Origin of the sequence: Mesorhizobium abyssinicae (genome assembly GCF_049887195.1) — a bacterium.
In the GTDB taxonomy this organism is placed as follows: Bacteria; Pseudomonadota; Alphaproteobacteria; order Rhizobiales; family Rhizobiaceae; genus Mesorhizobium; species Mesorhizobium abyssinicae.
In genome coordinates this window covers 356,972-380,362 of record NZ_JARAKC010000002.1, presented here as the reverse complement: position 1 = coordinate 380,362, position 23,391 = coordinate 356,972, and the positions used below count along the sequence as shown (strand labels likewise).

At 65.2% G+C, this 23,391-nt stretch carries 20 protein-coding genes; 10 read left to right on the top strand and 10 right to left on the bottom strand.

Annotated elements, in window-relative coordinates; genetic code table 11:
- Positions 1 to 2: 2 nt before the first annotated feature.
- Genes PU724_RS06415 through betI form a run of 3 tightly spaced genes read right to left on the bottom strand, consistent with a single transcriptional unit; the run spans position 3 to position 3,123 of the window.
- On the bottom strand, positions 3 to 1,010 hold the full coding sequence (locus PU724_RS06415; RefSeq protein WP_354420878.1) for a threonine/serine dehydratase family protein: 1,008 nt from the start codon (positions 1,008 to 1,010) through the stop codon (positions 3 to 5).
- A complete protein-coding gene (betC, locus tag PU724_RS06410) occupies positions 1,007 to 2,536 on the bottom strand; it encodes a choline-sulfatase (RefSeq protein ID WP_354420876.1) in 1,530 nt (509 codons plus the stop codon). The genes PU724_RS06415 and betC overlap by 4 nt, the downstream gene beginning before the upstream one ends.
- Positions 2,533 to 3,123 (bottom strand): choline-binding transcriptional repressor BetI, encoded by a 591-nt coding sequence (gene betI / locus PU724_RS06405; protein WP_292100184.1) that lies wholly within the window; start codon positions 3,121 to 3,123, stop codon positions 2,533 to 2,535. Before betI ends, betC begins: the two co-directional genes overlap by 4 nt.
- Before the next feature lie 240 nt (positions 3,124 to 3,363).
- Between betI and PU724_RS06400 the strand changes: the two genes are divergently transcribed.
- Positions 3,364 to 4,530 (top strand): acetyl-CoA acetyltransferase, encoded by a 1,167-nt coding sequence (locus tag PU724_RS06400; RefSeq protein ID WP_354420874.1) that lies wholly within the window; start codon positions 3,364 to 3,366, stop codon positions 4,528 to 4,530.
- A 54-nt stretch (positions 4,531 to 4,584) separates the two neighbouring features.
- A complete protein-coding gene (locus tag PU724_RS06395; protein WP_354420872.1) occupies positions 4,585 to 5,589 on the top strand; it encodes an asparaginase in 1,005 nt (334 codons plus the stop codon).
- Here PU724_RS06395 and PU724_RS06390 read toward each other — a convergent pair.
- On the bottom strand, positions 5,582 to 6,958 hold the full coding sequence (locus tag PU724_RS06390) for a TIGR03808 family TAT-translocated repetitive protein (RefSeq protein WP_354420870.1): 1,377 nt from the start codon (positions 6,956 to 6,958) through the stop codon (positions 5,582 to 5,584). The two genes, PU724_RS06395 and PU724_RS06390, sit on opposite strands and share 8 nt — an antisense overlap.
- A 103-nt stretch (positions 6,959 to 7,061) precedes the next feature.
- Between PU724_RS06390 and greA the strand changes: the two genes are divergently transcribed.
- The gene (gene greA / locus PU724_RS06385) at positions 7,062 to 7,544 is read left to right on the top strand and encodes a transcription elongation factor GreA (protein WP_354420868.1); all 483 of its coding nucleotides are present in this window, start codon (positions 7,062 to 7,064) and stop codon (positions 7,542 to 7,544) included.
- A 10-nt stretch (positions 7,545 to 7,554) separates the two neighbouring features.
- Here greA and PU724_RS06380 read toward each other — a convergent pair whose 3' ends face one another.
- The 3 genes from PU724_RS06380 to PU724_RS06370 all read right to left on the bottom strand — a co-directional run bounded on the left by PU724_RS06380 (position 7,555) and on the right by PU724_RS06370 (position 11,408).
- A complete protein-coding gene (locus PU724_RS06380) occupies positions 7,555 to 7,779 on the bottom strand; it encodes an AbrB/MazE/SpoVT family DNA-binding domain-containing protein (RefSeq protein ID WP_292100173.1) in 225 nt (74 codons plus the stop codon).
- Positions 7,780 to 7,845: 66 nt separating this feature from the next.
- The gene (scpA, locus tag PU724_RS06375; RefSeq protein WP_354420866.1) at positions 7,846 to 9,969 is read right to left on the bottom strand and encodes a methylmalonyl-CoA mutase; all 2,124 of its coding nucleotides are present in this window, start codon (positions 9,967 to 9,969) and stop codon (positions 7,846 to 7,848) included.
- A complete protein-coding gene (locus tag PU724_RS06370; RefSeq protein ID WP_128346297.1) occupies positions 9,966 to 11,408 on the bottom strand; it encodes a methylmalonyl-CoA mutase subunit beta in 1,443 nt (480 codons plus the stop codon). Before PU724_RS06370 ends, scpA begins: the two co-directional genes overlap by 4 nt.
- A gap of 287 nt (positions 11,409 to 11,695) precedes the next feature.
- On the opposite strand from PU724_RS06370, the gene PU724_RS06365 reads away from it, so the two are divergent.
- Positions 11,696 to 13,240, top strand: a complete 1,545-nt coding sequence (locus PU724_RS06365) for a helicase HerA-like C-terminal domain-containing protein (protein ID WP_354420864.1) — start codon at positions 11,696 to 11,698, stop codon at positions 13,238 to 13,240.
- A gap of 163 nt (positions 13,241 to 13,403) precedes the next feature.
- Here PU724_RS06365 and PU724_RS06360 read toward each other — a convergent pair whose 3' ends face one another.
- Positions 13,404 to 14,027 carry an FMN-binding negative transcriptional regulator gene (locus PU724_RS06360; protein ID WP_354420862.1) on the bottom strand — a complete coding sequence of 208 codons (624 nt, stop codon included), beginning with the start codon at positions 14,025 to 14,027 and terminating at the stop codon, positions 13,404 to 13,406.
- On the opposite strand from PU724_RS06360, the gene pdxR reads away from it, so the two are divergent.
- Positions 14,026 to 15,531: a MocR-like pyridoxine biosynthesis transcription factor PdxR gene (pdxR, locus tag PU724_RS06355; protein ID WP_354420860.1), complete on the top strand. Its 1,506-nt coding sequence runs from the start codon at positions 14,026 to 14,028 to the stop codon at positions 15,529 to 15,531. The two genes, PU724_RS06360 and pdxR, sit on opposite strands and share 2 nt — an antisense overlap.
- 13 nt (positions 15,532 to 15,544) lie before the next feature.
- Here pdxR and PU724_RS06350 read toward each other — a convergent pair whose 3' ends face one another.
- Positions 15,545 to 16,369 (bottom strand): L,D-transpeptidase, encoded by an 825-nt coding sequence (locus PU724_RS06350; protein ID WP_127392293.1) that lies wholly within the window; start codon positions 16,367 to 16,369, stop codon positions 15,545 to 15,547.
- A gap of 246 nt (positions 16,370 to 16,615) precedes the next feature.
- Complete coding sequence (locus PU724_RS06345) at positions 16,616 to 17,275, bottom strand: haloacid dehalogenase type II (RefSeq protein ID WP_127392294.1); 660 nt, start codon at positions 17,273 to 17,275, stop codon at positions 16,616 to 16,618.
- A 188-nt stretch (positions 17,276 to 17,463) separates the two neighbouring features.
- Between PU724_RS06345 and PU724_RS06340 the strand changes: the two genes are divergently transcribed.
- The 5 genes from PU724_RS06340 to PU724_RS06320 all read left to right on the top strand — a co-directional run bounded on the left by PU724_RS06340 (position 17,464) and on the right by PU724_RS06320 (position 23,384).
- On the top strand, positions 17,464 to 18,342 hold the full coding sequence (locus tag PU724_RS06340) for a branched-chain amino acid aminotransferase (protein WP_127283095.1): 879 nt from the start codon (positions 17,464 to 17,466) through the stop codon (positions 18,340 to 18,342).
- A 171-nt stretch (positions 18,343 to 18,513) separates the two neighbouring features.
- Positions 18,514 to 19,116 carry a superoxide dismutase gene (locus PU724_RS06335; protein ID WP_127392295.1) on the top strand — a complete coding sequence of 201 codons (603 nt, stop codon included), beginning with the start codon at positions 18,514 to 18,516 and terminating at the stop codon, positions 19,114 to 19,116.
- Positions 19,117 to 19,265: 149 nt separating this feature from the next.
- Entirely contained in the window at positions 19,266 to 19,703 is a 438-nt protein-coding gene (locus PU724_RS06330; RefSeq protein WP_127392296.1) for a c-type cytochrome, read from the top strand.
- A 9-nt stretch (positions 19,704 to 19,712) separates the two neighbouring features.
- Positions 19,713 to 20,663 (top strand): cytochrome c, encoded by a 951-nt coding sequence (locus PU724_RS06325; RefSeq protein WP_292100156.1) that lies wholly within the window; start codon positions 19,713 to 19,715, stop codon positions 20,661 to 20,663.
- Positions 20,664 to 20,786: 123 nt separating this feature from the next.
- Positions 20,787 to 23,384, top strand: a complete 2,598-nt coding sequence (locus PU724_RS06320; protein WP_354420857.1) for an AMP-binding protein — start codon at positions 20,787 to 20,789, stop codon at positions 23,382 to 23,384.
- Positions 23,385 to 23,391: the final 7 nt, after the last annotated feature.

The following is a 23,391-nucleotide window of genomic DNA, read 5'->3' as shown; positions in this document are numbered from 1 at the left end:
GTTCATATGCGCCCATCGTTCATATGCGAGATGAAATCGGCGAGCGAGACATTGCCGCCGGTAGCCACAACAAGGACGGTTTTTCCCGCCACGTTCACCTTTCCCCCAAGCAGCGCCGCCAGCGACGCCGCGCCCGACGGCTCCAGCACCAGCTTCATCCGCTCGAAGGCGATCTTCATCGCCCGCCGCACCGAGGCGTCGTCGACAGTGACGCCGCGCACGCCGGCCGCGCTCACCGCCGCGAAGGGCGCTTCGCCGGGCTTCCTCGCCATAAGCCCGTCGCAGATCGATTTCGGCCCGATCGGCATCGTCTCGATGGCGCCATGCGCCAGCGAGGAGCCCATTCCATTGAATCCCTCGGGCTCGACCGCGATAATCTCGGTCTTCGGCGACTGGTAATGGAAGGCGAGCGACACGCCGCCGATCAACCCGCCGCCGCCGACGGAGCAGAACACCAGGTCGGCATGCGCGTTCTTCGCCGCCAACTGGTCGAGCGCCTCCAGCCCGGCGCCGGCCTGGCCGGCAACGATCTCCGGATCGTCGAAGGGATGGAGCAGCGTCAGCCCCTCCGTCTCGGCGATCTCGCGCGCCCTGGCTGCAGCCACTTCCTCGCGTGCGCGATCGCCATGGTCGGTGAGCACGACGCGCGCGCCATAGCCGGCGGTGGCCTCACGCTTGGCGGCCGGCGCATCGATCGGCATCACGATGGTGACGGGAATGCCGAGCGCCTGGCCGGCGGCGGCCAGCCCTTGCGCGAAATTGCCGGACGAGTAGGCGACGACACCTTTCTTGGCCTCATCCGGCGACAGCTGCTTCAGCCGCCAGTAGGCACCGCGCACCTTGAAGGAGCCGGCCCATTGCAGCGATTCCGGCTTGACGAAGACACGCGCCGCACCCGTCTCCCTGGCGAGCGCGGTCGACTCCAGCAATGGCGTCACCTGCGTTGCGGCAGAGGTGACGGCATAGGCCATTTTGAGATGGTCGAGTGAGGGGACGAGCGTTGTCATCATTCGCCTCGCGGATACCGTTTGCTCTCCTCGAGATTGTCGAGGTTCATGTGGTTGCGCATGTAGCGCTCGGACGCCTTCTGCAGCGGCTGGAAATCCCAGGGGTAATAGGCGCCGTTGCGCAGCGCCGGATACACCACCCAGCGGCGCGCCTGGCTCTCGCGCACGGCGGCGTCGAAAGCGGCCATGTCCCAGCGCGCCCGGACCTTGTCCATAAACGCCGCGACCAGCGCCGCGTTGGCCGGATCGTCGGCGAGGTTGTCACGCTCGAGCGGATCGGCTTCGAGGTCGAACAATTGCGGCGGGTCGAGTTCACAATGGACGAATTTGTATTTGCCGTCGCGGATCGCCACCAGCGGCGCGTAGGAGCCTTCGGCGGCATACTCGATCAACACGGGCGCGGTGCGCTGCCCGCCATTGGCGAGCGGCAGCAGCGACTGGCCGTCGGTCCACGGAGCGATGGCGCCCATGTCGATGCCGGCGAGGTCGCACAGCGTCGGCGTCACGTCGAGATTGGAGACCGGCGCCTCGATCAGCCCGGCCGGCACGCCTTTGCCGGCGATCATCAGCGGTACGCGCGCCGAACCCTCGAAGAAGCTCATCTTGAACCACAGCCCGCGCTCGCCGAGCATGTCGCCATGGTCCGAGCAGAACAGGATGACGGTGTCGTCGAGCATGCGCGCGCGGCCGAGGACGTCCAGCAGCTCGCCGAGCTTGTCGTCGACATAGGAGATGTTGGCGAAATACCCGCGCCGCGAACGGCGCACCTGGTCGCTTGTGATCGCGAAAGAGGAATAGTCGCTGGCGTGGTAGAGCCGCTGCGAATGCGCGTCCTGCTCGTCATGCGCGATGAACCCGGTTTCGGGGTCCAGCGCCTGGCAATTCTCGTAGAGGTCCCAATACTGCTTGCGCGCGACGTACGGGTCGTGCGGGTGCGACAGCGAAACGGTCAGGCACCAGGGCCGCCGGTCCGCATCGTCCTGCTCTCGCGAAAGCTGGTAGAGCTTCTGCGTGGCCAGGAACACGACTTCGTCGTCATACTCCATCTGGTTGGTGGTCTCGGCGACGCCCGCGCCGGTCACCGAGCCCAGATTGTGATACCACCAGTCGATGCGCTCGCCGGGTTTGCGATAGTCCGGCGTCCAGCCGAAATCGGCCGGATAGATGTCGGTGGTCAGCCGCTCCTCGAAGCCATGCAACTGGTCCGGCCCGACGAAATGCATCTTGCCAGACAGGCAGGTGTAGTAGCCGGCAGATCGCAGGTGATGGGCAAAAGTCGGGATCGAGGACGTGAACTCCGCCGCGTTGTCGTAGACCCCGGTGCGTGACGGCAACTGCCCGCTCATGAACGAGGCGCGGCCGGGCGCGCAGAGCGGCGAGGCGGTGTAGTTGTTGGCAAAGCGCGCCGAGCGGGCGGCAAGTGCCTTCAGATGCGGCACATGCAGGAATTCCGCCGGTCCGTCGGGGAACAGCGTGCCGTTGAGCTGATCGACCATGACGATCAGGAAATTGGGCCGTCCGCTCGTCAAGGCAGGCTCCGTCCGCTGAGCTTGGTTTCGAGATAGTCTTCGACGAGCGCGATGGCCGTCGCCGCGTCCGGCACGCCGTCTTTCAGCGCGCGACGGATGTAGAGCCCGTCGATAAGCGCCGCCGTCGCTTCGGCGACGCGATCCGCTCCGCCCCTGGACAGGATGCCGGTCAGCCCGCTCATCAGGTTCGAATGCAGCCGCCTCGCATAGATCTTGAGCAGGCGCCGCAAGGCCGACGACTTCTGCGCCTCGACATAGAAGGCAAGCCATGCGGCGATGGTCTCGGGCTGGAACTGGTCGTCGGAGAAGCTTACGGCGACCACGGCCGAGACGCGCTGGCGCGCAGTGCCGGTGGCGCGCAGCGCACGCCTGGTGTCGGTGTTGAGCTCCGCCAGTATGTGCCGCATCGTCGCGAACAGAAGCTCGTCCTTGGCGCCGAAATAATGGTGCGCCAGCGCCGACGACACGCCGGCGCGGCCAGCGATCTCCGACATCGTCACGTCCAGCGAGCCGCGCTCGCCGATCGCCGAGATCGTCGCATCGATGAGCGCCTTGCGGCGCAAGGGTTCCATTCCGATTTTCGGCATTTTGGGATCCGGGCTCGATATAAGATTATTTTTTATTGACGGATCAATCAACAAAAAATCGATGCTGGCATCAAACGATCCTGTTGGTCTGGCCCATCCCCTGGGGTGGAAAAAAGTTCACTGTTGAACAATATTGAATCTCATGCCGCGACAGGACGTGCTAGCGTGTATGGAGGTTCAGGTCAGGCCGGCATCACCTGAGGATCCACACGCCAGGCTGCGCGGCAAATGGAGGCTGTAATGACCGCATGCATCGTCGGCTGGGCGCATTCGCGCTTCGGCAAGCTCGAGGGCGAGACGCTCGAGGGCCTGATCACCAAGGTCGCCGTCGAGGCGCTCGACCATGCCGGGATTGGTCCCGACGATGTCGACGAGATCGTGCTCGGCCATTTCAACGCCGGCTTCTCCGCGCAGGATTTCACCGCCAGCCTGGTTTTGCAGGCCGACGACCGGCTGCGTTTCAAGCCGGCGACGCGCGTCGAGAACGCTTGTGCCACCGGCTCTGCCGCCGTCCGTCAAGGCATCCGCGCCATCGACGCCAATGCGGCCCGCATTGTGCTGGTGGTCGGCGCCGAGCAGATGACCACCACGCCCGGCCCCGAGATCGGCAAAAACCTGCTCAAGGCCTCCTACCTGCCGGAGGATGGCGACACGCCCGCCGGCTTTGCCGGCGTCTTCGGCAAGATCGCGCAGGCCTATTTCCAGCGCTATGGCGACCAGTCGGATGCGCTCGCCATGATCGCCGCCAAGAACCACAAGAACGGCGTCGACAATCCTTACGCGCAGATGCGCAAGGATTTCGGCTTTGAATTCTGCCGCCAGGAAAGCGAGAAGAACCCGTTCGTCGCCGGTCCCTTGAAGCGCACCGACTGCTCGCTGGTTTCGGACGGCGCCGCCGCGCTTGTGCTCACCGACACCGCGACGGCGCTCAGGATGCGCCGCGCCGTCACCTTCCGCGCCAATGAGCACGTCCAGGATTTCCTGCCGATGTCGAAGCGCGACATCCTCGCCTTCGAGGGCTGCGAGCAGGCCTGGAACCAGGCGCTGAAGAAGGCCGGCGTGACGCTCGACGACCTCTCCTTCGTCGAGACGCATGACTGCTTCACCATCGCCGAACTGATCGAATACGAGGCGATGGGGCTGGCCAAGCCAGGCGAAGGCGCGAAGCTGGCGCTGGACGGCACCACGGCCAGGGACGGTCGCCTGCCGGTCAACCCCTCCGGCGGCCTTAAGGCCAAGGGCCATCCGATCGGCGCCACCGGCGTGTCGATGCATGTGCTGACCGCCATGCAGCTCACCGGCGAGGCGGGCGGCATCCAGGTGCCGGGCGCCAAGCTCGGCGGCATCTTCAACATGGGCGGCGCTGCCGTTGCCAACTACGTTTCCATTCTCGACCGGATCAGGTAGAAGCGGCCCGCATTTAAAGCGGGGTCCTCTGGGCGCGCGCGTGCGGGAGGCAGCATGTCAAATCCGGTTCTGGTCGAGGTTTTGCGCGGCGCGGTGGTCGAAAGCGCCCATCGCGGCGCGGTCGCCGTGTTCGATGCCGACGGCAAGCCGTTGCTCGAAATCGGCGAGACGGCGCGCCCGGTGTTTCCGCGCTCGGCGGTGAAGGCGATCCAGGCGCTGCCATTGGTCGAAAGCGGTACGGCCGACGCCTATGGCTTCGGCGACCGCGAACTGGCGCTGGCCTGCGCCTCGCATACCGGCGAGGCCGCGCATGTCGAACTGGCGCAAGCCATGCTGGCGAAAGCCGGTCTCGACAAAGCCGCGCTCGAATGCGGCGCGCATTGGCCGTCGAACCATGACGCCACCATAGCCCTTGCCCGTGCCGGCGGCGTGCCGAACGCGCTGCACAACAACTGCTCGGGCAAGCATGCCGGCTTCCTCTGCACCTGCGTGCATGCGGGCATCGCCCATCGCGGCTACGTCAAGGCCGGCCACGCCCAGCAGGAGATGATTCGCGATGCCATGCAGTCCGTGACCGGTGCCGCCCATGACGTCGACCACTGCGGCACCGACGGCTGTTCCATCCCGACCTATGCCGTGCCGCTGAAGAGCTTCGCGCTCGGCTTTGCCCGCATGGCGACGGGCAGGGGCTTTGCGCCGGAGCGGGCCAGGGCGGCGAAGCGGCTCTTGTCCGCCTGCATGGCCGAGCCCTTCCTGGTCTCCGGCAGCGGCGGCGCCGATGTCGCGCTGATGCAGGCGGCGCCCGGCCGCATCTTCGTCAAGACCGGTGCCGAGGGCGTCTATTGCGCCGCCGTTCCCGAGCTTGGCCTCGGCATTGCGCTGAAATGCGACGACGGCGCCGGCCGCGCCGCCGAGGTGATGATCGCCGCGATGCTGGCCAGGCTGCTGCGCAGCGACGAAGGCCTCGCCACAAAACTTATGGAGCTCGCCCATCGCCCCGTCGAAAGCCGGATTGGCGCCAAGGTCGGCACGCTACGGCCGACGGCTGCGCTCAACTAACGTGGTTGCGCTCAACGGTCAGATGCGCATAGCCGGCATTGCCTGACTGGGCGAGGTCGGCGGTCGCCGGATCGGCCCAGCGCTGGCCGACGATAGCGCCGTTCAGCGCGCCATCGATGACATTGTCCGAGATGATGGCCGTTTCCGCGCCCTCGACCACCGACACCGCAATGCCGGTTCCGGCCTTGCGGATGATGTTGCCGGTGGCGACGACGTTGCGCAGATAAGGCCCCCAGCCGATCTGCATGCCATAGAGCGGCGCGTTCTCGACGACATTGCCCGACACGGTGGTGTCGGCCTCGACGCTGATGCCGACGCCGAAGCCGGGCGCGTCGGCGGGGTAGGGGCCGACCGTCGACAGGTTGCGCACGATGTTGTTCGCGCACACGCCCATGCGGCCGCCTTCGTTGAAATTGACGATCGAGATGCCGTTGGCGGCGCCGTCGATGATGTTGTTGCCGATGACCGCGCCTTCGAAGGAGAATTCCGAATAGAGCGCCGTCTCGCCCGAGCGCGAGCAGGTGTTGCCGGTGACCTGCAGATTGCTGGAGCTGTTGGCGCGGATCGCCGAGAAGGCGCAGTCCGAGACGATGTTGCCCGAGATCACGACATTGCCGGCGCGGAAGGCGTTGATGCCGTTGCCGTTCTGGCCGGTGCCGCCGCTCCTGGCGCCGATGCGCTCGACGCGGTTGCCACTGACGAGGGTGCCGTCTTCCGCCTGCTGCCAGCGATGCACGAGGATGCCGCCATTGGCGCAGTCGGAAACCGTATTGCCGGAGATCTCCAGCCCGCCGGCTTCGACCGAATAGATGCCGGCGTCCGCCGCGCCGGAAATGTCGCAACGCCCGACGCGGCCCGAAACATGCTCCAGCGCCAGCCCGTTCTTGCCGCTGCCGGTGACCTGGCAATTGTCGATGACGAGATGGCCGACGCGACGCAGGTCGAGCAGGCCTTGCGCATAGTCGGCCAGCCAGCGGTTCGAGCCGTCGAACACCAGCCCGCCGAGTTCGATATGCTCGGCCTGCTCTGCCATCATCAGATGGCCGTTGCCGCCATAGACGATGCGCGTGGCGCCCGGTACGCCGCTCAGGCGCAGGCGCGCGGGCAGCCTGAGGTTGGACACGACATAGGTGCCCTGCGGCAAAAACACCGGCGCGTCACGCTCGCTGGCGTCGTTGAGGAGCTTGGTGAAGGCCTTGCTCTGGTCGTCAAGCGCGCCTGGCTGCACGCCGAGCGCGGTGGCGTTGATCGGACCGCGCATCGAGGCCTTCTCGATGCCGGGCAGCACCTTGGCCGAGGCTTTGCCGGCGCAAAGGCCGGCGATGGCAAAGCCGGCGGTCTGAGCGAGCAGCGTTCGTCTGTTCAACATCGGCACAGGTCCTGGCTTTTGCCATCCCTGTCGCAGGAATCGTGCCAGGCCTGACGTCGGACTACGGCTTGTACAGAGGCGGCACCGGGCCTAAGTTCATTGGATGAGCAGAGCTTTTACCCGCGAAGAAGACAGCGAAAACGCCATCGCCGGCATAGGCGAGCGTCCGATCAGCCAACACCGCAACCTGGTGACGGAGCGCGGCTTGGCAATGATCGATCAGGAACTCGAAGGACTGCGCGACGAATTGGGCAAGGCCGAGAGGCGAGCCGACCGCGAGCGCATCGCGCTCGTGTCGCGCGACCTGCGCTACTGGACCGCCAGGCGCGAGAGTGCGGAGCTTTCCGTGCCCGAGCCCGGCAGCGACGTGGTCCGCTTCGGCATGGGCGTCACGCTGGAAGGCGATGACGGCAAGAAAGTGCACTGGAAGATCGTCGGCGAGGACGAGGCCGATCCCTCAAAGGGCAGCATTTCCCATGTCTCGCCGATGGCAGTGGCGCTGTTCGGCAAGAAGCTTGGCGACATCGCGTCGGTCAATGGCAGGGAGTGGGAGATCACCAAGCTATCGGACAAGGCTGAGAGCTAACCGGCGGCGTCTACTTTGCTAGCTTCTGCAATCCGACTGAGTATTTGTCCATGACATTACGAGCGGCACTCATCTGCCGTTCGAAGTTGTCGTGAACTGGCCTCAGAATGATGCCATCGTCAGTTTCGATGATCTGAAGCTGATCGCCCACTTGAAGATTCAAGCTGTCGAGCAACTCCCGCGGCAAGATCAGGGCATCTGACCCGTCGTCGAGCTTGGAGATGATCGTCTTCATGGCCGATGCCTCCGTCGGTTGCAGCCATCGCTATGGCACAACCTTTTCAGCGGTATACGACAATGTTCAATCTGCCGCCAGCAAGCGGTCCATAAGCCTGTCCGCCGCTTCTGGAATGACCGTGCCCGGCGGGAAGATTTCCGCCGCACCCGCCTTCAGCACCGCATCATAGTCCTGCGGCGGGATCACGCCGCCGGCGACGATCAGCATGTCGCCATGGCCGAGCTTCTTCAGCGCTTCCTTGAGCTCAGGAATGAGCGTCAAATGTCCGGCCGCGAGCGAGGAGGCGCCGATGATGTCGACGTCGTGCTGGACCGCCAGTTTCGCGATCTCCTCGGGCGTCTGGAACATCGGACCGACGGTGACGTCGAAGCCGAGATCGGCAAAGGCGGTGGCGATCACCTTCTGCCCGCGGTCATGGCCGTCCTGACCCATCTTGGCAACCAGGATACGTGGCTTGCCACCGGATTTCTCCTCAAACGTCGCGATCTTGTCCTGCAGCCTGTCGACCGCCGGATTGTCGCCGAGCGCATCGCGGTAGACGCCGGAGATCGTCTGCACCGAGGCGACATGACGCCCAAAAACCTTTTCCAGCGCCAGCGAAATCTCGCCGACGGTCGCTTTGGCGCGCGCCGCGCGGATGGCGAATTCAAGCAGGTTCTCGTCGTCCTCGGCCGCCCGCGTCAACGCGGCAAGCGCGCCCTCGACCGCGCCGACGTCGCGCGTGCCCTTCAGCCGCTGCAGCTTCGCCAACTGCCTGGCCTTGACCTCGGCATTGTCGATCTTCAGCACGTCGACCTCGATGTCGGTTTGCGGCCGATGCGCGTTGACGCCGACCAGCGTCTGCTCGCCGGAATCGATGCGTGCCTGGGTGCGGGCCGCGGCCTCCTCGATGCGCAGCTTCGGAATGCCTTTCTCGATCGCCGCCGCCATGCCGCCGAGGCTCTCGACCTCCTCGATGTGAGCGAGCGCGCGCGCCGCCAGATCCTGCGTCAGCCGCTCGACGAAGGCCGAGCCGCCCCACGGGTCGACGATGCGCGTGGTGCCGGATTCCTTCTGCAGGATGAGCTGCGTGTTGCGGGCGATGCGGGCCGAATGGTCGGTCGGCAGCGCCATCGCCTCGTCGAAGGAATTGGTATGCAGCGACTGCGTATGCCCCTGCGTCGCCGCCATCGCCTCGATCATCGTGCGGGTGATGTTGTTGTAGGGATCCTGCGCCGTCAGTGACCAGCCTGACGTCTGGCAGTGCGTGCGCAGCGACAGCGAGCGCTCGTCCTTGGGCGCAAAATTCTTCTTCATCAGGCTCGACCACAGCAGGCGCGCGGCCCTGAGCTTGGCGACCTCCATGAAGAAGTCCATGCCGACGGCCCAGAAGAAGGAAAGCCGCGGCGCGAAGCGGTCGATGTCGAGCCCGGCAGCGACGCCGGCGCGGGCATATTCGATGCCGTCGGCGATGGTGTAGGCGAGCTCGAGGTCCGCCGTCGCGCCGGCCTCCTGCATATGGTAGCCCGAGATCGAGATCGAGTTGAACTTCGGCATGTTGCGCGACGTGTAGGCGAAGATGTCCGACACGATCCGCATCGAGGGTTTCGGCGGGTAGATGTAGGTGTTGCGGACCATGAACTCCTTCAGAATGTCGTTCTGAATGGTCCCGGCGAGATCCTTTTGCGCAACTCCCTGTTCCTCCGCCGCCACGATGTAGAGCGCCATGACCGGCAGCACCGCGCCGTTCATGGTCATCGACACCGTCATTTCGCCGAGCGGAATGCCGTCGAACAGCTGGCGCATGTCGAGGATGGAATCGATGGCGACTCCCGCCATGCCGACATCGCCTGCGACGCGAGGATGGTCGCTGTCATAACCGCGATGCGTGGCGAGATCGAAAGCGACCGACAGGCCCTTCTGCCCGGCCGCCAGGTTGCGCCGGTAGAAGGCGTTCGACTCTTCCGCCGTTGAGAAGCCGGCATATTGCCGGATCGTCCAGGGCTGCTGGACGTACATTGTCGGGTAGGGGCCGCGCACGAAGGGCGCCAAGCCGGGATAGGTATCGAGATTGGCGAGGCCCTTGAGATCGCCCTGCATGTAGAGATGCTTCACGGCGATGCCTTCCGGCGTCATCCGCTGGCCCTTGAGCTCGACCGGCGCGCGGCGCGGAGCAGACCAGCCGATCTGGCTGAAATCGGGGATCATGCGCCGGCTCCGATCGACTGATCGATGCGCACCGGAAACAGCGGCTCGCAGGTCGCGACGCCTTCCGTGAGCGCCGGTCGCCGCTCCGCCGCCAGTGTTTCGACCGGGCGTTCGCTGCCCGCGCGGAACAGTGTCGTGCCGACGATAGCGCGCGCGCCCGTCCGGTATTCGGCGTTGCGCTTCGCAGCGGCGGTCTGGACGCGGTTCTGGATGTAGCCTTGCTGCAGGCTCGCCAGCACGCCGCCTTCGGCCTCGATGCGCTGGAATTCTTGCCAGGCGACCGCGCAGAGATCATTGGTCAGCGCCTCGACGGCGCCCGATCCGCCAGCGGGGTCGGCGACGTGATCGACGTGGCTTTCCTCGGCCATGATCAGCTGCGCGTTGCGGGCGACGCGGCGGGCAAAGCCGGCCGGCAGCCCATGCGCGATTGTGTGTGGCAGGATGGAGATCGAATCGGCCCCGCCGGCGGCGGCCGCGAAACAGGCGATCGCCGTGCGCAATATGTTGGTCTCCGGGTCCGCCGCCGTCATCATGCGATAGGACGTCTCGGCGTGGATGCTGGCCGTCGAGGCCGGGATCGAGCAGGCTTCCTGGATCCGCGCCCACAGCCGGCGCAAGGCGCGCACCTTGGCCATCGACAGCAACTGGTCCTGGTCGACGCTGAGCGCGAAGCCGATATGGGGTGCGGCATAGACCAGCGGCTGGCGCGCCTTCTCGAACATCCTGAGATAGGAGACCGCCGACGCCATCATCGTGCCGAGCTCCTGCGCCTCGGTGGCGCCGGCATTGTGGAAGACGCGCCCGTCGGCCTCGAGCAGCACGCCGGGCACTCCCATCGAGAAGAAATGCGCCATCGACTGCGGCATCGATTCCTGCAGCGCCTCGATCGACATGCGCAGCCGGCCGGTCCCGGCGAAGATCGCCGCCGGATCGATGCCGAAGGAAAGGTTGAGCTTGGCCGGATCGGAGCGGCGCTTGCCCAGGAATGCCACCAGCCAGTCGGCCACCGCACGGCTCCAGGGATGGGCATCGATGCGGACCTGGACGCGGTTGAGCGGCACGCCGTCGAGCACCGCTTCCAGCGCCTCGGCCGTTCGCGGCAGGCCATAGCCGAAAGCGTTCGGCGCGCCCTCGAAAACCAGTGACAGACCGGTCGCCCCTTGCGCGACATCGTCCAGTGCCTGCGCCTTGGCGCGGCCAATATCCGGATCGTCGACGCGCTGGCTGACGATCCAGGGCGCTCCCGGATTTGCCCTGACCATCGGTTCGGCCGTGGCCGAGCGCTCATAGAGCGGCTCGATGCGGATGCCGTCGTCGCTGTGGGAAACCAGCCTGTCCTCGAAGGAGCCGCCGGCAAGCGCCTTTTCGGCGAGCGCCAGCCAGCGCTGGCGGTCAGCGTTCTGAAGGTCGACTTCCCTGGTCAAGGCGCCGGCGCCCATCCGCACTCCTGATTTTTCTGCCGCATCAATTCGAACCGTCAGTCTAAGGTTCCCTGTCCGATATCACAATGCGCCACGCATGCGGCCGGGTGAACCACCGACCGATTGCCAAACATGCGCAAAGTCCGCAAGCTGCAGGAAGCCCGGCAAGTCGGGATTTGCGTTCGGTTCCAACTCCGACTGAAAGCCCGATTCGCGATTGGAGCATTGTCGCTGCCGTGTCGCCTCACTATACCTCAGCGAGGGCCCTTTGCTTTTAACTTCATCAGGTTGCGGAGACCGGACATATGGCTGACGACAAGAGCATTTTCATCGGCGCCAGCCGCAAGCCCGACGACAGCTATCAGCGCCCCGAGCAGCTTCTGCTGCAATATGGCAACCGCCACGGCCTGGTCACCGGCGCCACCGGCACCGGCAAGACGGTCAGCCTGCAAATCCTCGCCGAGGGTTTTTCCAACGCCGGCGTGCCGGTCTTCTGCGCCGACATCAAGGGCGATCTTTCCGGCATCGCCATGATGGGCGAGGCCAAGGATTTCCTGGTCAAGCGCGCCGAGCAGATCAAGCTCGACCCTTACGACTTCCAGGAATTCCCGGTCATCTTCTGGGACCTGTTCGGCGAACAGGGCCACCCGATTCGCGCCACGACTTCGGAGATGGGACCGCTCTTGCTGTCGCGGCTGATGAACCTAACCGAAGCGCAGGAAGGCATCATGAACATCGCCTTCCGCATCGCCGACGAGGAAGGCCTGCTTCTGCTCGACCTCAAGGATCTGCAGGCGCTGCTCGCCAACATCGCCGAGCGCGCCGATGAGCTCAGCGCCCGCTACGGCAATGTCACCAAGCCGTCCGTCGGCGCCATCCAGCGCACGCTGCTGGTGCTGGAACAGCAGGGCGCGGCGAATTTCTTCGGCGAGCCGGCGCTGCGCATCGCCGACATCATGCGCACCACCCGCGACGGCCGTGGCGCCATCAGCGTGCTGGCCGCCGACAAGCTGATGATGAACCCGCGCCTCTACGCCACCTTCCTGCTCTGGCTGATGTCGGAGCTGTTCGAGGAATTGCCCGAGGTCGGCGATCCGGACAGGCCGAAGCTGGTCTTCTTCTTCGACGAGGCGCATCTGTTGTTCGAGGACGCGCCGAAGGTGCTGGTCGACCGCGTCGAGCAGGTGGTGCGGCTGATCCGCTCCAAGGGTGTCGGCGTCTATTTCGTCACCCAGAACCCGCTGGATATTCCCGAGAAGGTTCTGGCCCAGCTCGGCAACTGCGTCCAGCATGCCCTGCGCGCCTACACTCCGCGCGAACAGCAGGCGGTGAGGACGGCGGCCGAGACGTTCCGCCCCAATCCCGATTTCGACTGCATGACCGCGATCACCCAGCTCGGCACCGGCGAGGCGCTGGTTTCGACGCTGGAGGCCAAGGGCGTGCCCTCCATGGTCCAGCGCACGCTGATCCGGCCGCCGTCGTCGCGGCTCGGCCCGATCACGCCGGACGAGCGCCGCCAGTTGATCGGGGAAAGCCCGGTCTCGGGCCAATACGACCAGGTGATCGACCGCGAATCGGCCTTCGAGCTGTTGCAGAAGAAGGCGAAAGAGGCGCAGGAGGCCGAAGAGCAGGCGCAACAGGCCGACAGCGGCCGCTCGCGCTGGACGATTCCCGGTTTTGGCGACGATCCCGCTCCGCAGTCCGGCGGCCGCCGCGCCCCGGCGCCACGCCCCTCGAACCGCCAGACGGTGGCCGAAGCGGCGATCAAGTCGGTGGTGCGCTCGGTCGGCTCGTCTGTCGGCCGCGCGATCGTGCGCGGGATCCTGGGGAGCCTGGCCAGGGGGCGGTAGGATGTCTGCACGAGAAGGGCGGAGGTCGCTTCAAGCGCGGTGACAGAGCGCTGCCGTGATCAATCCTTCCTGCGTTATGGCGAGCAGGAAGCCGCGGCGAAGTACCAGGCGAACTGGCTCAGATTCGCGATGACGGATTCACACCGGGATGAGCGGAGCGACCTCACACCGGGATGAGCGGAGCCACCTCACGGTCCGATGGCCGGTCGCTCGCCGCGAGGCCAGCCAGCACACCGGCACGATCGGCAGCGTTGCGGTTCTGGCTCATCTTGCGCTTGCCTTCGAGCCGCGTGATCGGCATGCGCAGGCCAATAATCCCCTTCAGTTGCGCCTGGATGAAATCCGGCGGCGCATCCGATACGGCCCAGGGCGAGGCGCGGCCGCCTTCGTGGAGGGTGGTGAGACGCGTCACCACGTCGAGCAGCCTGTCGGCATCGTCGAAGAACTCAATCGGTCCATAGGCATGGACGGCGACATAGTTCCAGGTCGGCACGACCTTCCCAGTTTCCTGCTTGGCCTGATACCACGCCGGCGTCACATAGGCGTCCGGTCCCATGAAGATCGCCAGGCCATCGCCCAATGCCGGTGCGCGCCACTGCGGATTTGCCTTCGCGACATGGCCGTAGATCACGCCGTGCTCGCCCTCGTTCTCGTCGAGAAGAAGTGGCAACGGCGTCGCCTGCGGTCCTTCCGCCGTGGCGGTGACCAGCGTCGCCAGCCGCGCGGCGCGGATCGTTGCTCTCAGGCTCTCCTTGTCGTCATCACGGAAGGCGGGCGGTATGTACATGGCGAAACTCCTTGCGTTGCAGGCGACGATGCCGCAAGTCTGGCTTGGTGGAAATATCCAGTTTCGTAGGTTCTCTGTGGTCCAGTTGGAGAAGGATGGCGTCGCGCGCCGGATCATCGCGGCGATCAAGGCGCAGGTGCACAGCGGCGCCTACCGGCCTGGCGACCGCCTGCCATCGACGCGGGTCTTTGCCGCCGAATGGGGCGCCTCGCGCACCACGGTGACGGCCGCCTACAGCCAACTCGACGCCGAAGGCTATCTGATCATCCGGCCGGGAGCACGCGCGATCGTGGCCTCGGGGCTGGAGGCGCCGTCGATGGAGACGCCCCTCGCGGCCGCTCAGCCCCGCAACCTGTCGGCATTCGCCCGCCGCCTCGTCGCCCTGCCTGCGCCGGCGGAAATGCAGCCGGCCAAGCTTGCCGATTTCCGCTATGGCGACCTGTCCGGGGCGGACTTCCCGGTGCTGGCCTGGCGGCGGGCGTCGAACAAAGCCATTTTGCGACGCCCCGCGCGGCTGCGCTATGGCGACCCTCAGGGGTCCCTTGCCGCCCGCGGCGCGCTTCAGGGCTATCTCTGGCGCGCTCGCGGCATCAATTGCACGCCGGACCAGATCGTCGTCGTCAACGGCTCGCAGCAAGGGCTCGACCTCTGCGCGCGGCTGCTGCTTGACCCCGGCGACCGGTTTGTGATCGAGAACCCGGGCTATCTGCTGGCCCGCAATGCCTTCGCGGCGGCAGGCGGCATCGCCGTGCCCGTTGCGGTCGACGCCGACGGGCTGAGGACGGATGCCTTGCCGCCGGCCCGCCTTGCTTGCGTGACGCCGTCGCATCAGTTTCCGCTCGGCAGCGTGCTTTCGGCGACGCGCCGGCGCGCCCTCCTGGCCTGGGCCAAGGCTACAGGCGCCTACATCGTCGAAGACGATTATGATGGCGAATACCGTCACGACATCTCCCCCATCCCGCCGCTGCAGGCCCTCGATCCTGACTCCGTCATCTATATCGGCACGCTGTCCAAGACGCTTTCGCCGACCCTGAGGCTCGGCTATCTCGTCGTTCCCGCCAGCCTCACCCGGGCGTTTAGCGAGGCGAAACGGCTGACCGACCGGCATGCTCCGATGCTGGAACAAGACATACTGGGCGACCTGCTGGCGAGCGGCGCTTATGAGCGTCACGTCCGCAGCATACGCAGGAAGAACGCCGAGCGCAGGGAGGCCCTGCTGCAGGCGTTGTCCGAACATCTGGGTGCAGGAGTCTCCGTCGCGGGAGCCGACACCGGACTGCATGTCGTCGCCTGGATGAACGGCATCGATGCCGAACGCGAGCCGGCGATCATCGCGGCTGCGCGCGCCGCCGGGATCGGCCTCTATCCGGTATCGCCGCTCTATGACCCAACCGAGCCGCGACCTGAAACGGCCGGCTTCATCCTCGGCTATGCAGGGCTCGACGTGGAGGTACTGAGACGCGGTGTTGCAATGCTGGCGACTGTGCTGGCCGCGCACCGCTGACGAGATTCAGGCTTCAGAAGAGCTCGTCGGTATCGCGCCTGATCGGCCCAAGCAGGATCGATCCATCGGGCACGCCGGCGTCGATCGGAATGGCTTTGCGATTGGCGCTCGCCACCATCGGCTGGCCGACATCGGCGGTAACGATCACCGGCGTCTTCGAGGGCACGCGATCGTAGAGATCGATGATGTCCTGGTTGATCAGGCGAACGCAGCCCGACGACACCGACTTGCCGATCGAGTTCCATTCCGGCGAGCCGTGCAGGCGGTAGAGCGTGTCCACATTCCCCTGGAACAGATAGAGCGCGCGCGCGCCGAGCGGGTTCTTCAGCCCGCCGGGCATGCCGCCATTGTCGGCGCTGTACTCCCTCAGCTCCGGCTGGCGGGCGACCATCTCGTCCGGCGGCGTCCATTTTGGCCACTTCTGCTTCCACTGCACCACCGCGTCGCCCGCCCATTCGAAGCCGGCACGGCCGAGGCCGACGCCGTAGCGGATCGCCTGGCCGCCCTCACGCACCAGATAGAGGTGATGGCCGGTCGTATCGACGACGATGGTGCCCGGCTTCTGGCCAGTCGGATCGGGAACGATCTGGCGCAGGAATTGCGGATCGATCTTCTGGAACGGTATGGCCGGCACTTCGAAACCGCTGTCCGAGATCGGGCCGTACATCGTCGCATAGTCGCCCAGCGGCGGCTCGACATAGGCCGGCGGCGGCGGCTCGACTGGTTCCGGCCTCGTCGTGGCGCAAGCCGAAACGGCGACCGAGGCGGCGCCGAGCGCCGCGGCATTGAGAAAGCCGCGGCGGCTGAGGCGAAGGGAGGACGGATCGGATGTGAACATGGTTGCCTTTTTTAGGTCTCAAGTCGCAACAAAGCATAAATGCGCCGGTGCGGACTGTTAACGGGAGCACTCTCGCCTTTAACAGTTGGCGGCGATAGGCGGTTCCGATTCTGGCCTCAGGGTGGACAAACAAAGGCAAAGCTGTGACCGCATCCGGCCTGTTGCGCCACGGCCACATGCGGCCTGGCGACCCCAAGCTATGTTGAGATCCAGGTCAAGTCGGCATCCCCTGAATACCAACCTACCTCAAGCGGTCAGCAGGCCTTCGAGCGACGGCAGGATCAATCCCGGCATGAAATCGCGGTATTCGTCAGGCTGGTTGGCGCGGTTGATCCACACCGTGCGGAAGCCGAACTTGGCGGCCCCCGCCACGTCCCAGCGGTTGGACGATTGGAACGACACCGCATCCGGATAGAGGCGCCAGCCGGTGGTCACCATGTCGTAGGTCGAGGGGTCGGTCTTGAAGCGCCTGACTTGATCGACGGAAAAGATGTCGTCCAGCACCTGGTCGAGCGCGGCCGACTTGACCGCAGCTTCGAGCATCTCGGGCGAGCCGTTGGAGAGGATTGCCAGCCGAGCGCCGGACGCCTTGAGCGCCTTGAGCACGGCCGGCACCTCCGGATAGCAGTCGAGCCGCCAGTAAGCCTCCAGCAGCTTGGCCCGCAGCCCCCTGTCGACCGAGGGTACCTTGCGCAGGGCGAAATCCAGCGCCTGCTCGGTCAATTGCCAGAAGTCGGCATAGGCGCCCATCAGCGTCCTGACCCAGGAATATTCGAGCTGCTTGGCGCGCCAGATGTCGGAGAGCAGCTGGCCGTCCGGCCCGATCTCGCCGGCATGGCGGCGCACGGCGGCATGCACGTCGAACAACGTGCCGTAGGCGTCGAAAACATAAGCCGCATGGTGCATGCGACAGTTGTGAGGCGAGGGCAGGCGGAGCGCAAGCGTTGATTGCGGCCAGCGCCAATCGATGCTTGCGGATAGCCGCCAGGCCAAGAGCCGCAGGCCTCAACAAATCTCCGCGATACCGGTTGACTGCGGCCTTCAAAGCATCTTCCTATGCCCGCTTCGCGAAAAGCATCTGGACGGAACGAGCAATGACACTGGCGGCAGCGGCGCAATCCGCGACATGGACCTTCGTCGACGGCGACTGGCATGAAGGCAATGTCGCCATTCTCGGCCCCCGCAGCCACGCCATGTGGCTCGGCACCAGCGTCTTCGACGGCGCCCGCTGGTTCGAGGGCGTGGCGCCCGACCTCGAGCTTCACGCCGCGCGGGTGAACGCCTCGGCCATCGCGCTCGGCCTGAAACCCACCATGACCACCGACAAGATCGTCGGGCTGACCTGGGATGGCCTGAAGAAGTTCGACGGCAAGACGGCGGTCTATATCAGGCCGATGTACTGGGCCGAGCATGGCGGCTACATGGGCGTGCCGGCCGATCCGGCCTCGACCCGCTTCTGCCTTTGCCTCTACGAATCGCCGATGATCTCGCCGGCTGGCTTTTCGATCACCTTGTCGCCGTTCCGGCGGCCGAGCATCGAGACCATGCCGACCAACGCCAAGGCCGGCTGCCTCTATCCCAACAACGGCCGCGCCATCCTCGAGGCCAAGATGCGCGGCTTCGACAATGCGCTGGTGCTGGACATGCTGGGCAACGTCGCCGAGACCGGAACCTCGAACATCTTCCTGGTCAAGGACGGCCATGTGCTGACGCCGGCGGCGAACGGCACCTTCCTGTCCGGCATCACCCGTTCGCGCACGATAAACCTGCTCGGCGACTACGGCTTCAAGACCACCGAAAGGACGCTCTCGGTGCGCGAATTCCTCGAAGCGGACGAGATCTTCTCCACCGGCAACCACTCCAAGATCGTGCCGATCACCCGCATCGAGGAGCGCAACCTCCAGCCCGGGCCGGTCGCCAAGAAGGCGCGCGAGCTCTACTGGGACTGGGCGCATTCGGCGTCCGCCGCCTGATCCGCGGCCGGGCTTTCCTTTCACGCGGCCACCTGCTGCAAAACCATGTGACACTCTTCCGGAACCTCTCTAGAAAGGGAACCGGCGCTTCATTCCGGAGTTGTCCCCAACCATTCCAGACCTATCTTAGTCCGGTATCGACACCGGATTTTCCATGAGGGAGTACCATCCATGGCTTTTGAGCTGCCCGCTTTGCCCTACGACTACGAGGCCTTGCAGCCTTACATGTCGAAGGAGACGCTGGAGTATCACCACGACAAGCACCACAAGGCCTATGTCGACAACGGCAACAAGCTCGCCGCGGAAGCCGGCCTGGGAGACCTTTCGGTCGAGGAGGTGGTGAAGCAGTCCTTCGGCAAGAACGCCGGCCTCTTCAACAACGCCGCTCAGCACTACAACCACATCCACTTCTGGAAGTGGATGAAGAAGGGCGGCGGCGGCTCCAAGCTCCCTGGGGCCCTGCAGAAGGCCTTCGACAACGACCTCGGCGGCTATGACAAGTTCAAGGCGGACTTCATCGCCGCCGGCACCACCCAGTTCGGTTCCGGCTGGGCCTGGATTTCGGTCAAGGACGGCAAGCTCGCGATCTCGAAGACGCCGAACGGCGAGAATCCGCTGGTGCATGGCGCCTCGCCGATCCTCGGCGTCGACGTCTGGGAGCACTCCTACTACATCGACTACCGCAACGCCCGCCCGAAATACCTCGAAGCCTTCGTCGACAGCCTGATCAACTGGGATCATGTCCTTGAGCTCTATGAAAAGGCCAATGGCTGATTGATTGGAGAAAAAGCCCCGGCACGACCGGGGCTTTTTCTTTTCTGCCGGCAACGGAAAGCGAAAATCGTTGCTGAGTGGACGGAATATTTCCCTTGCGACGTCCGTTAACGTCCAGTCGCGAACTCTCTTCACCAAGGAGCCACTGAATGAGAAAGCTTGTTCTCGCCATCTCTATGCTCGCAATTGCCGGTTCGGCCGCCTTCGCTGATCCGATCAAGGATCGCCAGGCCCTGATGAAGGAGCGCGGCAAGCTCGCCGGACAATTGTCGAAGGTCGTCAAGGGCGAGGAGGCTTTCGACGCCGCCGCCGTGCTGACCGCGCTGCAGGCGCTGCAGGCCAATGGCGAGAAATGGGACACCGAGAAGTTCTTTCCGGCCGGCAGCGACAAGGGCGACACCACCGCCGCGCCGAAGATCTGGGAAGATACGGCCGGCTTCAACGCGGCCGAGGACAAGTTCCTGGCCGACGTCAAGGCCGCAGTCGCGGCTCCGCCAGCCGATGTCGATGCCTTGAAGGCGCAGCTCAACACGATCGGCGGCGACTGCGGCACCTGCCACCAGAACTACAGGATCAAGAAGGGCTGATCGCGGTCAATGCCCTGGCTGAGGAAACTCGTCGGCGCCGCCCTCGTTCTGGGCGGCGTCGGCGCGGTTGCCGGATGGGTGTTGTCGGCGCCGGTCAGGCTCGATGCCGCGACCGTCGCGCAGCTTGGCCCCGGCGATGCCGCCAAGGGCAAGCGCATCTTCTATGCCGGCGGCTGCACCTCCTGCCACGCCAGGCCCGGCGCGAGGGGCGAAGTCCGCCTTGAACTTGCGGGCGGCCTCGAACTGAAGACGCCTTTCGGCACCTTCGTGCCGCCCAACATCTCGCAGGATGCCAAGGACGGGATCGGCGCCTGGAGCGAGGAAGACTTCGCCAACGCCATGCTGAGGGGCGTCTCGCCGGCGGGCGAGCATTTCTACCCGGCCTTTCCCTACGCCTCCTACGCGCGCATGAAGCCGTCCGATGTCGCCGACCTTTACGCGTTCATGAAGACGCTGCCGGCAGTCGCCGGCAAGGCGCCTGATCACAAGCTTGCCTTCCCCTTCAACATCCGCCGCGGCATCGGGCTGTGGAAGCGGCTTTATCTCAACCCCGAGCAGGTGATCGCCGTGGCCGACGGCGCGCCGGACAAGGTCGCGGCCGGTCGCTATCTCGTCGAAGGCCCCGGCCATTGCGGCGAATGCCACACGCCGCGCGACCTTGCCGGCGGCACCAGGAAGAGCGAATGGCTGGCCGGCGCCACGGCCGCCGAAGGCTCGGGCATCGTGCCCAACATCACGGCGGGCGAGGGCGGCATCGGCGAGTGGTCGGAGGGCGATATCGCCAACTATCTCGAGACCGGCTTTACGCCGGATTTCGATTCCGTCGGCGGCGCCATGGTCGACGTGCAGAAGAACATGGCCGAACTGACTGCCGACGACCGTGCCGCGATCGCCGCCTATCTCAAGGCCGTGCCGCCGCATCCCAACGGCTATCCGGCGCGCAAAAAGCCGGCGAGTTGACCGCCTGCATGTCGCCCGTGCGTGGCACCATCCACGCAATTGGTCTCGCGATGCATATTAGTTGACTTCAATACTCATGTATTATAGGCGCTTCGGCCAGTTTTCCGGCTAACCGAAGTTGCCATGCCCTCGATCGATCTTGTGTCCGGAGTTAGCCTTGGCGGGCAGCGCACGGCGCTTCTCCTCGCTGATGGACGAACGCTCTGCTACGCGGAGCTGGACAGCCTTGCGCAGCGCTTCTCAGCGAGGCTGGGGCAAGCAGAAAAGCAGTTGGTGGCCATCGCGGCGGAAGCCTCCGAGCATGCGATCGTCGCCTATCTTGGAGCCTTGCGGGCGGGCCATGCGGTGGCCATGCTGCCGCCATGCGACAACCGACTTTGGGATGATTTCCTGGCGGCCTTCCAGCCCGACTTCACCTATCGGCCACTCGACGGCCGATGGCGTCTGGTCAAGGAGGCTCGGTGTGCACGGGACGCCGAGCCGCTGCACCCCGATCTCGCACTGCTGCTGATGACGTCCGGCAGTTCGGGCGCAGCCAAGGCCGTCAGGCTGTCCTATGGCAATCTCGAAGCCAATGCGCGCTCGATTGCGGCCTATCTCGAACTCTCTTCGGACGACCGGGCCGCTCTCGTGCTGCCGCTGCATTATTCCTACGGGCTGTCGGTCCTCAACTCGCATCTGATCGCGGGCGCCAGCGTCCTCTTTCCCCGCGCCCCCATTATGGACGGCGATTTCCTCACGACAATCGTAGACGGCGGCTGCACGAATCTGTCGGGCGTACCGTATTCCTACGAGCTCTTGGAAAGAGCGCGTTTTCGCGAGGTCGAGTTCAGCACACTGCGGATGATGACGGTGGCGGGCGGACAGCTCCGCCCCGACCTTATCCGCCTCTACAGGGATCACATGCGCGCCCGGAGCGGCGGCTTCTTCGTCATGTACGGCCAGACCGAGGCGACGGCGCGCATCGCTTTCGTGCCGCCTGAGAGCCTTTCCGACAGGGAGGAGCGGATCGGCGTCGCTATCCCGGGCGGCAGCCTTGGCATCGTCGACGCCGAAGGAAAGCCGATCAGGCGAGCGGACATTCCCGGAGAACTCGTCTATCGCGGTCCTAACGTAATGATGGGTTACGGCGCGAAGCGTTGCGATCTGCTGCGGGGTGCCGAGGTCGAGACCCTGCACACCGGCGACATTGCCGTGCAGGACGAGCACGGTTTCTTCCGCATCGTCGGGCGCAAGAGCCGCTTTGCCAAGATTGCCGGCCTCAGGATCGGCTTCGATGTCATGGAGCAGGCGCTGGAGCGGCAAGGTATTGCCGCCGCGGTGCTCGGCGACGATCGAGGGTTGCATGCCTATGTGGTCGGCGCCGGCTCGGCGGGGAAGGCACACCGTATCCTGGCCGAAGTCAGCCGCTTGCCCGCCAATCTGGTTCGGGTTGCGACGCGCTGCGACTTTCCAAGGCTTGCATCCGGCAAGATCGACTATGGCTGCCTTCAGCGCGAGATGTTGGAAGGACGGGCGGGGGCCCGTTCCGAAAGGGGCGGCGTGCCCGATGCCTATGCTCGCGTGTTCTACCCGCTCCGCGTCGGTCGCAACGACAGCTTTGTCTCCCTCGGCGGCGATTCCCTTCGCTTCCTGCAACTGGCTCTGGAACTAGAACGGCTCGGCTTGGAGCTGCCGGACGGCTGGGAACGGCTAAGCGTCGCGGAACTGACACATCGTCATGCGGCGGCGCGGCCTCTCGCACGCACGCAGGCAACCGAACTGCCGGTCGATCTGGTGTTGAGGGTCATCGCGATCCTTCTGGTGGTCGTGCATCACGAGACGCTGTGGCCTATCCCCGGCGGTTCCGGGGTCATGATGCTGCTTGTCGGCTACAGTCTTGCGCGTTTCCAGTCGGCCCATTTGCTCGCCGGGCGCCTTCGGCACGCGCTGAAACCTGCGATCGACGTGCTGATCCCGTATTTCTTCATTGTCGCCGCTTACGCCGTCGCCTGGCAGGCGGCGCCTTGGGCCTCGATGACCCTTACCGGCAACTTCGGCTATGCCGAACCGGAACGTCACGAGATGATCCCTTATCTCTACTGGTTCATCGAGGCCTACGCGCAGACGCTCCTGGTCTTCGCTCTCATCTTCGCCATTCCCATTCTACGCCGGCTGGCCAGAGCTCGACCCTTCGCCTTCTCGCTGGGCCTTTTGGTGTTTGCCGCTGCCGCGCGCTTTTCGGTCCCGTTGTTCGTCGAGCTAGGCAACCGCCAGATATTCGCGATCTACTGGGTCTTCCACCTTGCTGTCTTCGGCTGGTGCGCCGGGTTGGCCGACACGCACGTCAGGAAAGTCGTCGTGACCGCGTCTGCCGCCATTGTGCTGGGGTATCTGGCCTTTTGGGAGTCGGTCTGGCTGGGCACGACGGTTAAGTATTTGATGATTTTCGCGGCGCTTTCGGCGCTTCTCTATCTGCCGCGTCTTCGCCTGCCAGCCGGGGTGGGGCGGGTGGTTATGCAGGTCGCCGTCGCGGCTTTCCCGATCTATTTGTTTCACCGCTTCGTCCCGGAGCTTTTGATGGCGCCCGTCGCGGGCCGGTTGCCGGCTCCGGGCTTCCAATTGCTTGCGATGGCTGGCGGCGTCACCCTAGGCATCATCGCCGGCAAAGCCTTGGCCGCCGTTCGAAACCTGCGCGGCAGATTGGCGGTAGGACGCCAGCCGGAATTGCTCTCTGCGTGAGACGCCT

Coding starts and splice junctions, on each gene's coding strand:
- PU724_RS06320 (WP_354420857.1), top strand. CDS start 20,787: ATGCCCTCGATCGATCTTGTGTCCGGAGTTAGCCTTGGCGGGCAGCGC.
- PU724_RS06340 (WP_127283095.1), top strand. CDS start 17,464: ATGACACTGGCGGCAGCGGCGCAATCCGCGACATGGACCTTCGTCGAC.
- PU724_RS06390 (WP_354420870.1), bottom strand. CDS start 6,958: ATGTTGAACAGACGAACGCTGCTCGCTCAGACCGCCGGCTTTGCCATC.
- pdxR (WP_354420860.1), top strand. CDS start 14,026: ATGGCGAAACTCCTTGCGTTGCAGGCGACGATGCCGCAAGTCTGGCTT.
- PU724_RS06365 (WP_354420864.1), top strand. CDS start 11,696: ATGGCTGACGACAAGAGCATTTTCATCGGCGCCAGCCGCAAGCCCGAC.
- PU724_RS06350 (WP_127392293.1), bottom strand. CDS start 16,369: ATGTTCACATCCGATCCGTCCTCCCTTCGCCTCAGCCGCCGCGGCTTT.
- PU724_RS06380 (WP_292100173.1), bottom strand. CDS start 7,779: ATGAAGACGATCATCTCCAAGCTCGACGACGGGTCAGATGCCCTGATC.
- scpA (WP_354420866.1), bottom strand. CDS start 9,969: ATGATCCCCGATTTCAGCCAGATCGGCTGGTCTGCTCCGCGCCGCGCG.
- PU724_RS06395 (WP_354420872.1), top strand. CDS start 4,585: ATGTCAAATCCGGTTCTGGTCGAGGTTTTGCGCGGCGCGGTGGTCGAA.
- PU724_RS06345 (WP_127392294.1), bottom strand. CDS start 17,275: ATGCACCATGCGGCTTATGTTTTCGACGCCTACGGCACGTTGTTCGAC.
- PU724_RS06330 (WP_127392296.1), top strand. CDS start 19,266: ATGAGAAAGCTTGTTCTCGCCATCTCTATGCTCGCAATTGCCGGTTCG.
- PU724_RS06325 (WP_292100156.1), top strand. CDS start 19,713: ATGCCCTGGCTGAGGAAACTCGTCGGCGCCGCCCTCGTTCTGGGCGGC.
- greA (WP_354420868.1), top strand. CDS start 7,062: ATGAGCAGAGCTTTTACCCGCGAAGAAGACAGCGAAAACGCCATCGCC.
- PU724_RS06400 (WP_354420874.1), top strand. CDS start 3,364: ATGACCGCATGCATCGTCGGCTGGGCGCATTCGCGCTTCGGCAAGCTC.
- PU724_RS06335 (WP_127392295.1), top strand. CDS start 18,514: ATGGCTTTTGAGCTGCCCGCTTTGCCCTACGACTACGAGGCCTTGCAG.
- PU724_RS06370 (WP_128346297.1), bottom strand. CDS start 11,408: ATGGGCGCCGGCGCCTTGACCAGGGAAGTCGACCTTCAGAACGCTGAC.
- betI (WP_292100184.1), bottom strand. CDS start 3,123: ATGCCGAAAATCGGAATGGAACCCTTGCGCCGCAAGGCGCTCATCGAT.
- PU724_RS06360 (WP_354420862.1), bottom strand. CDS start 14,027: ATGTACATACCGCCCGCCTTCCGTGATGACGACAAGGAGAGCCTGAGA.
- PU724_RS06415 (WP_354420878.1), bottom strand. CDS start 1,010: ATGATGACAACGCTCGTCCCCTCACTCGACCATCTCAAAATGGCCTAT.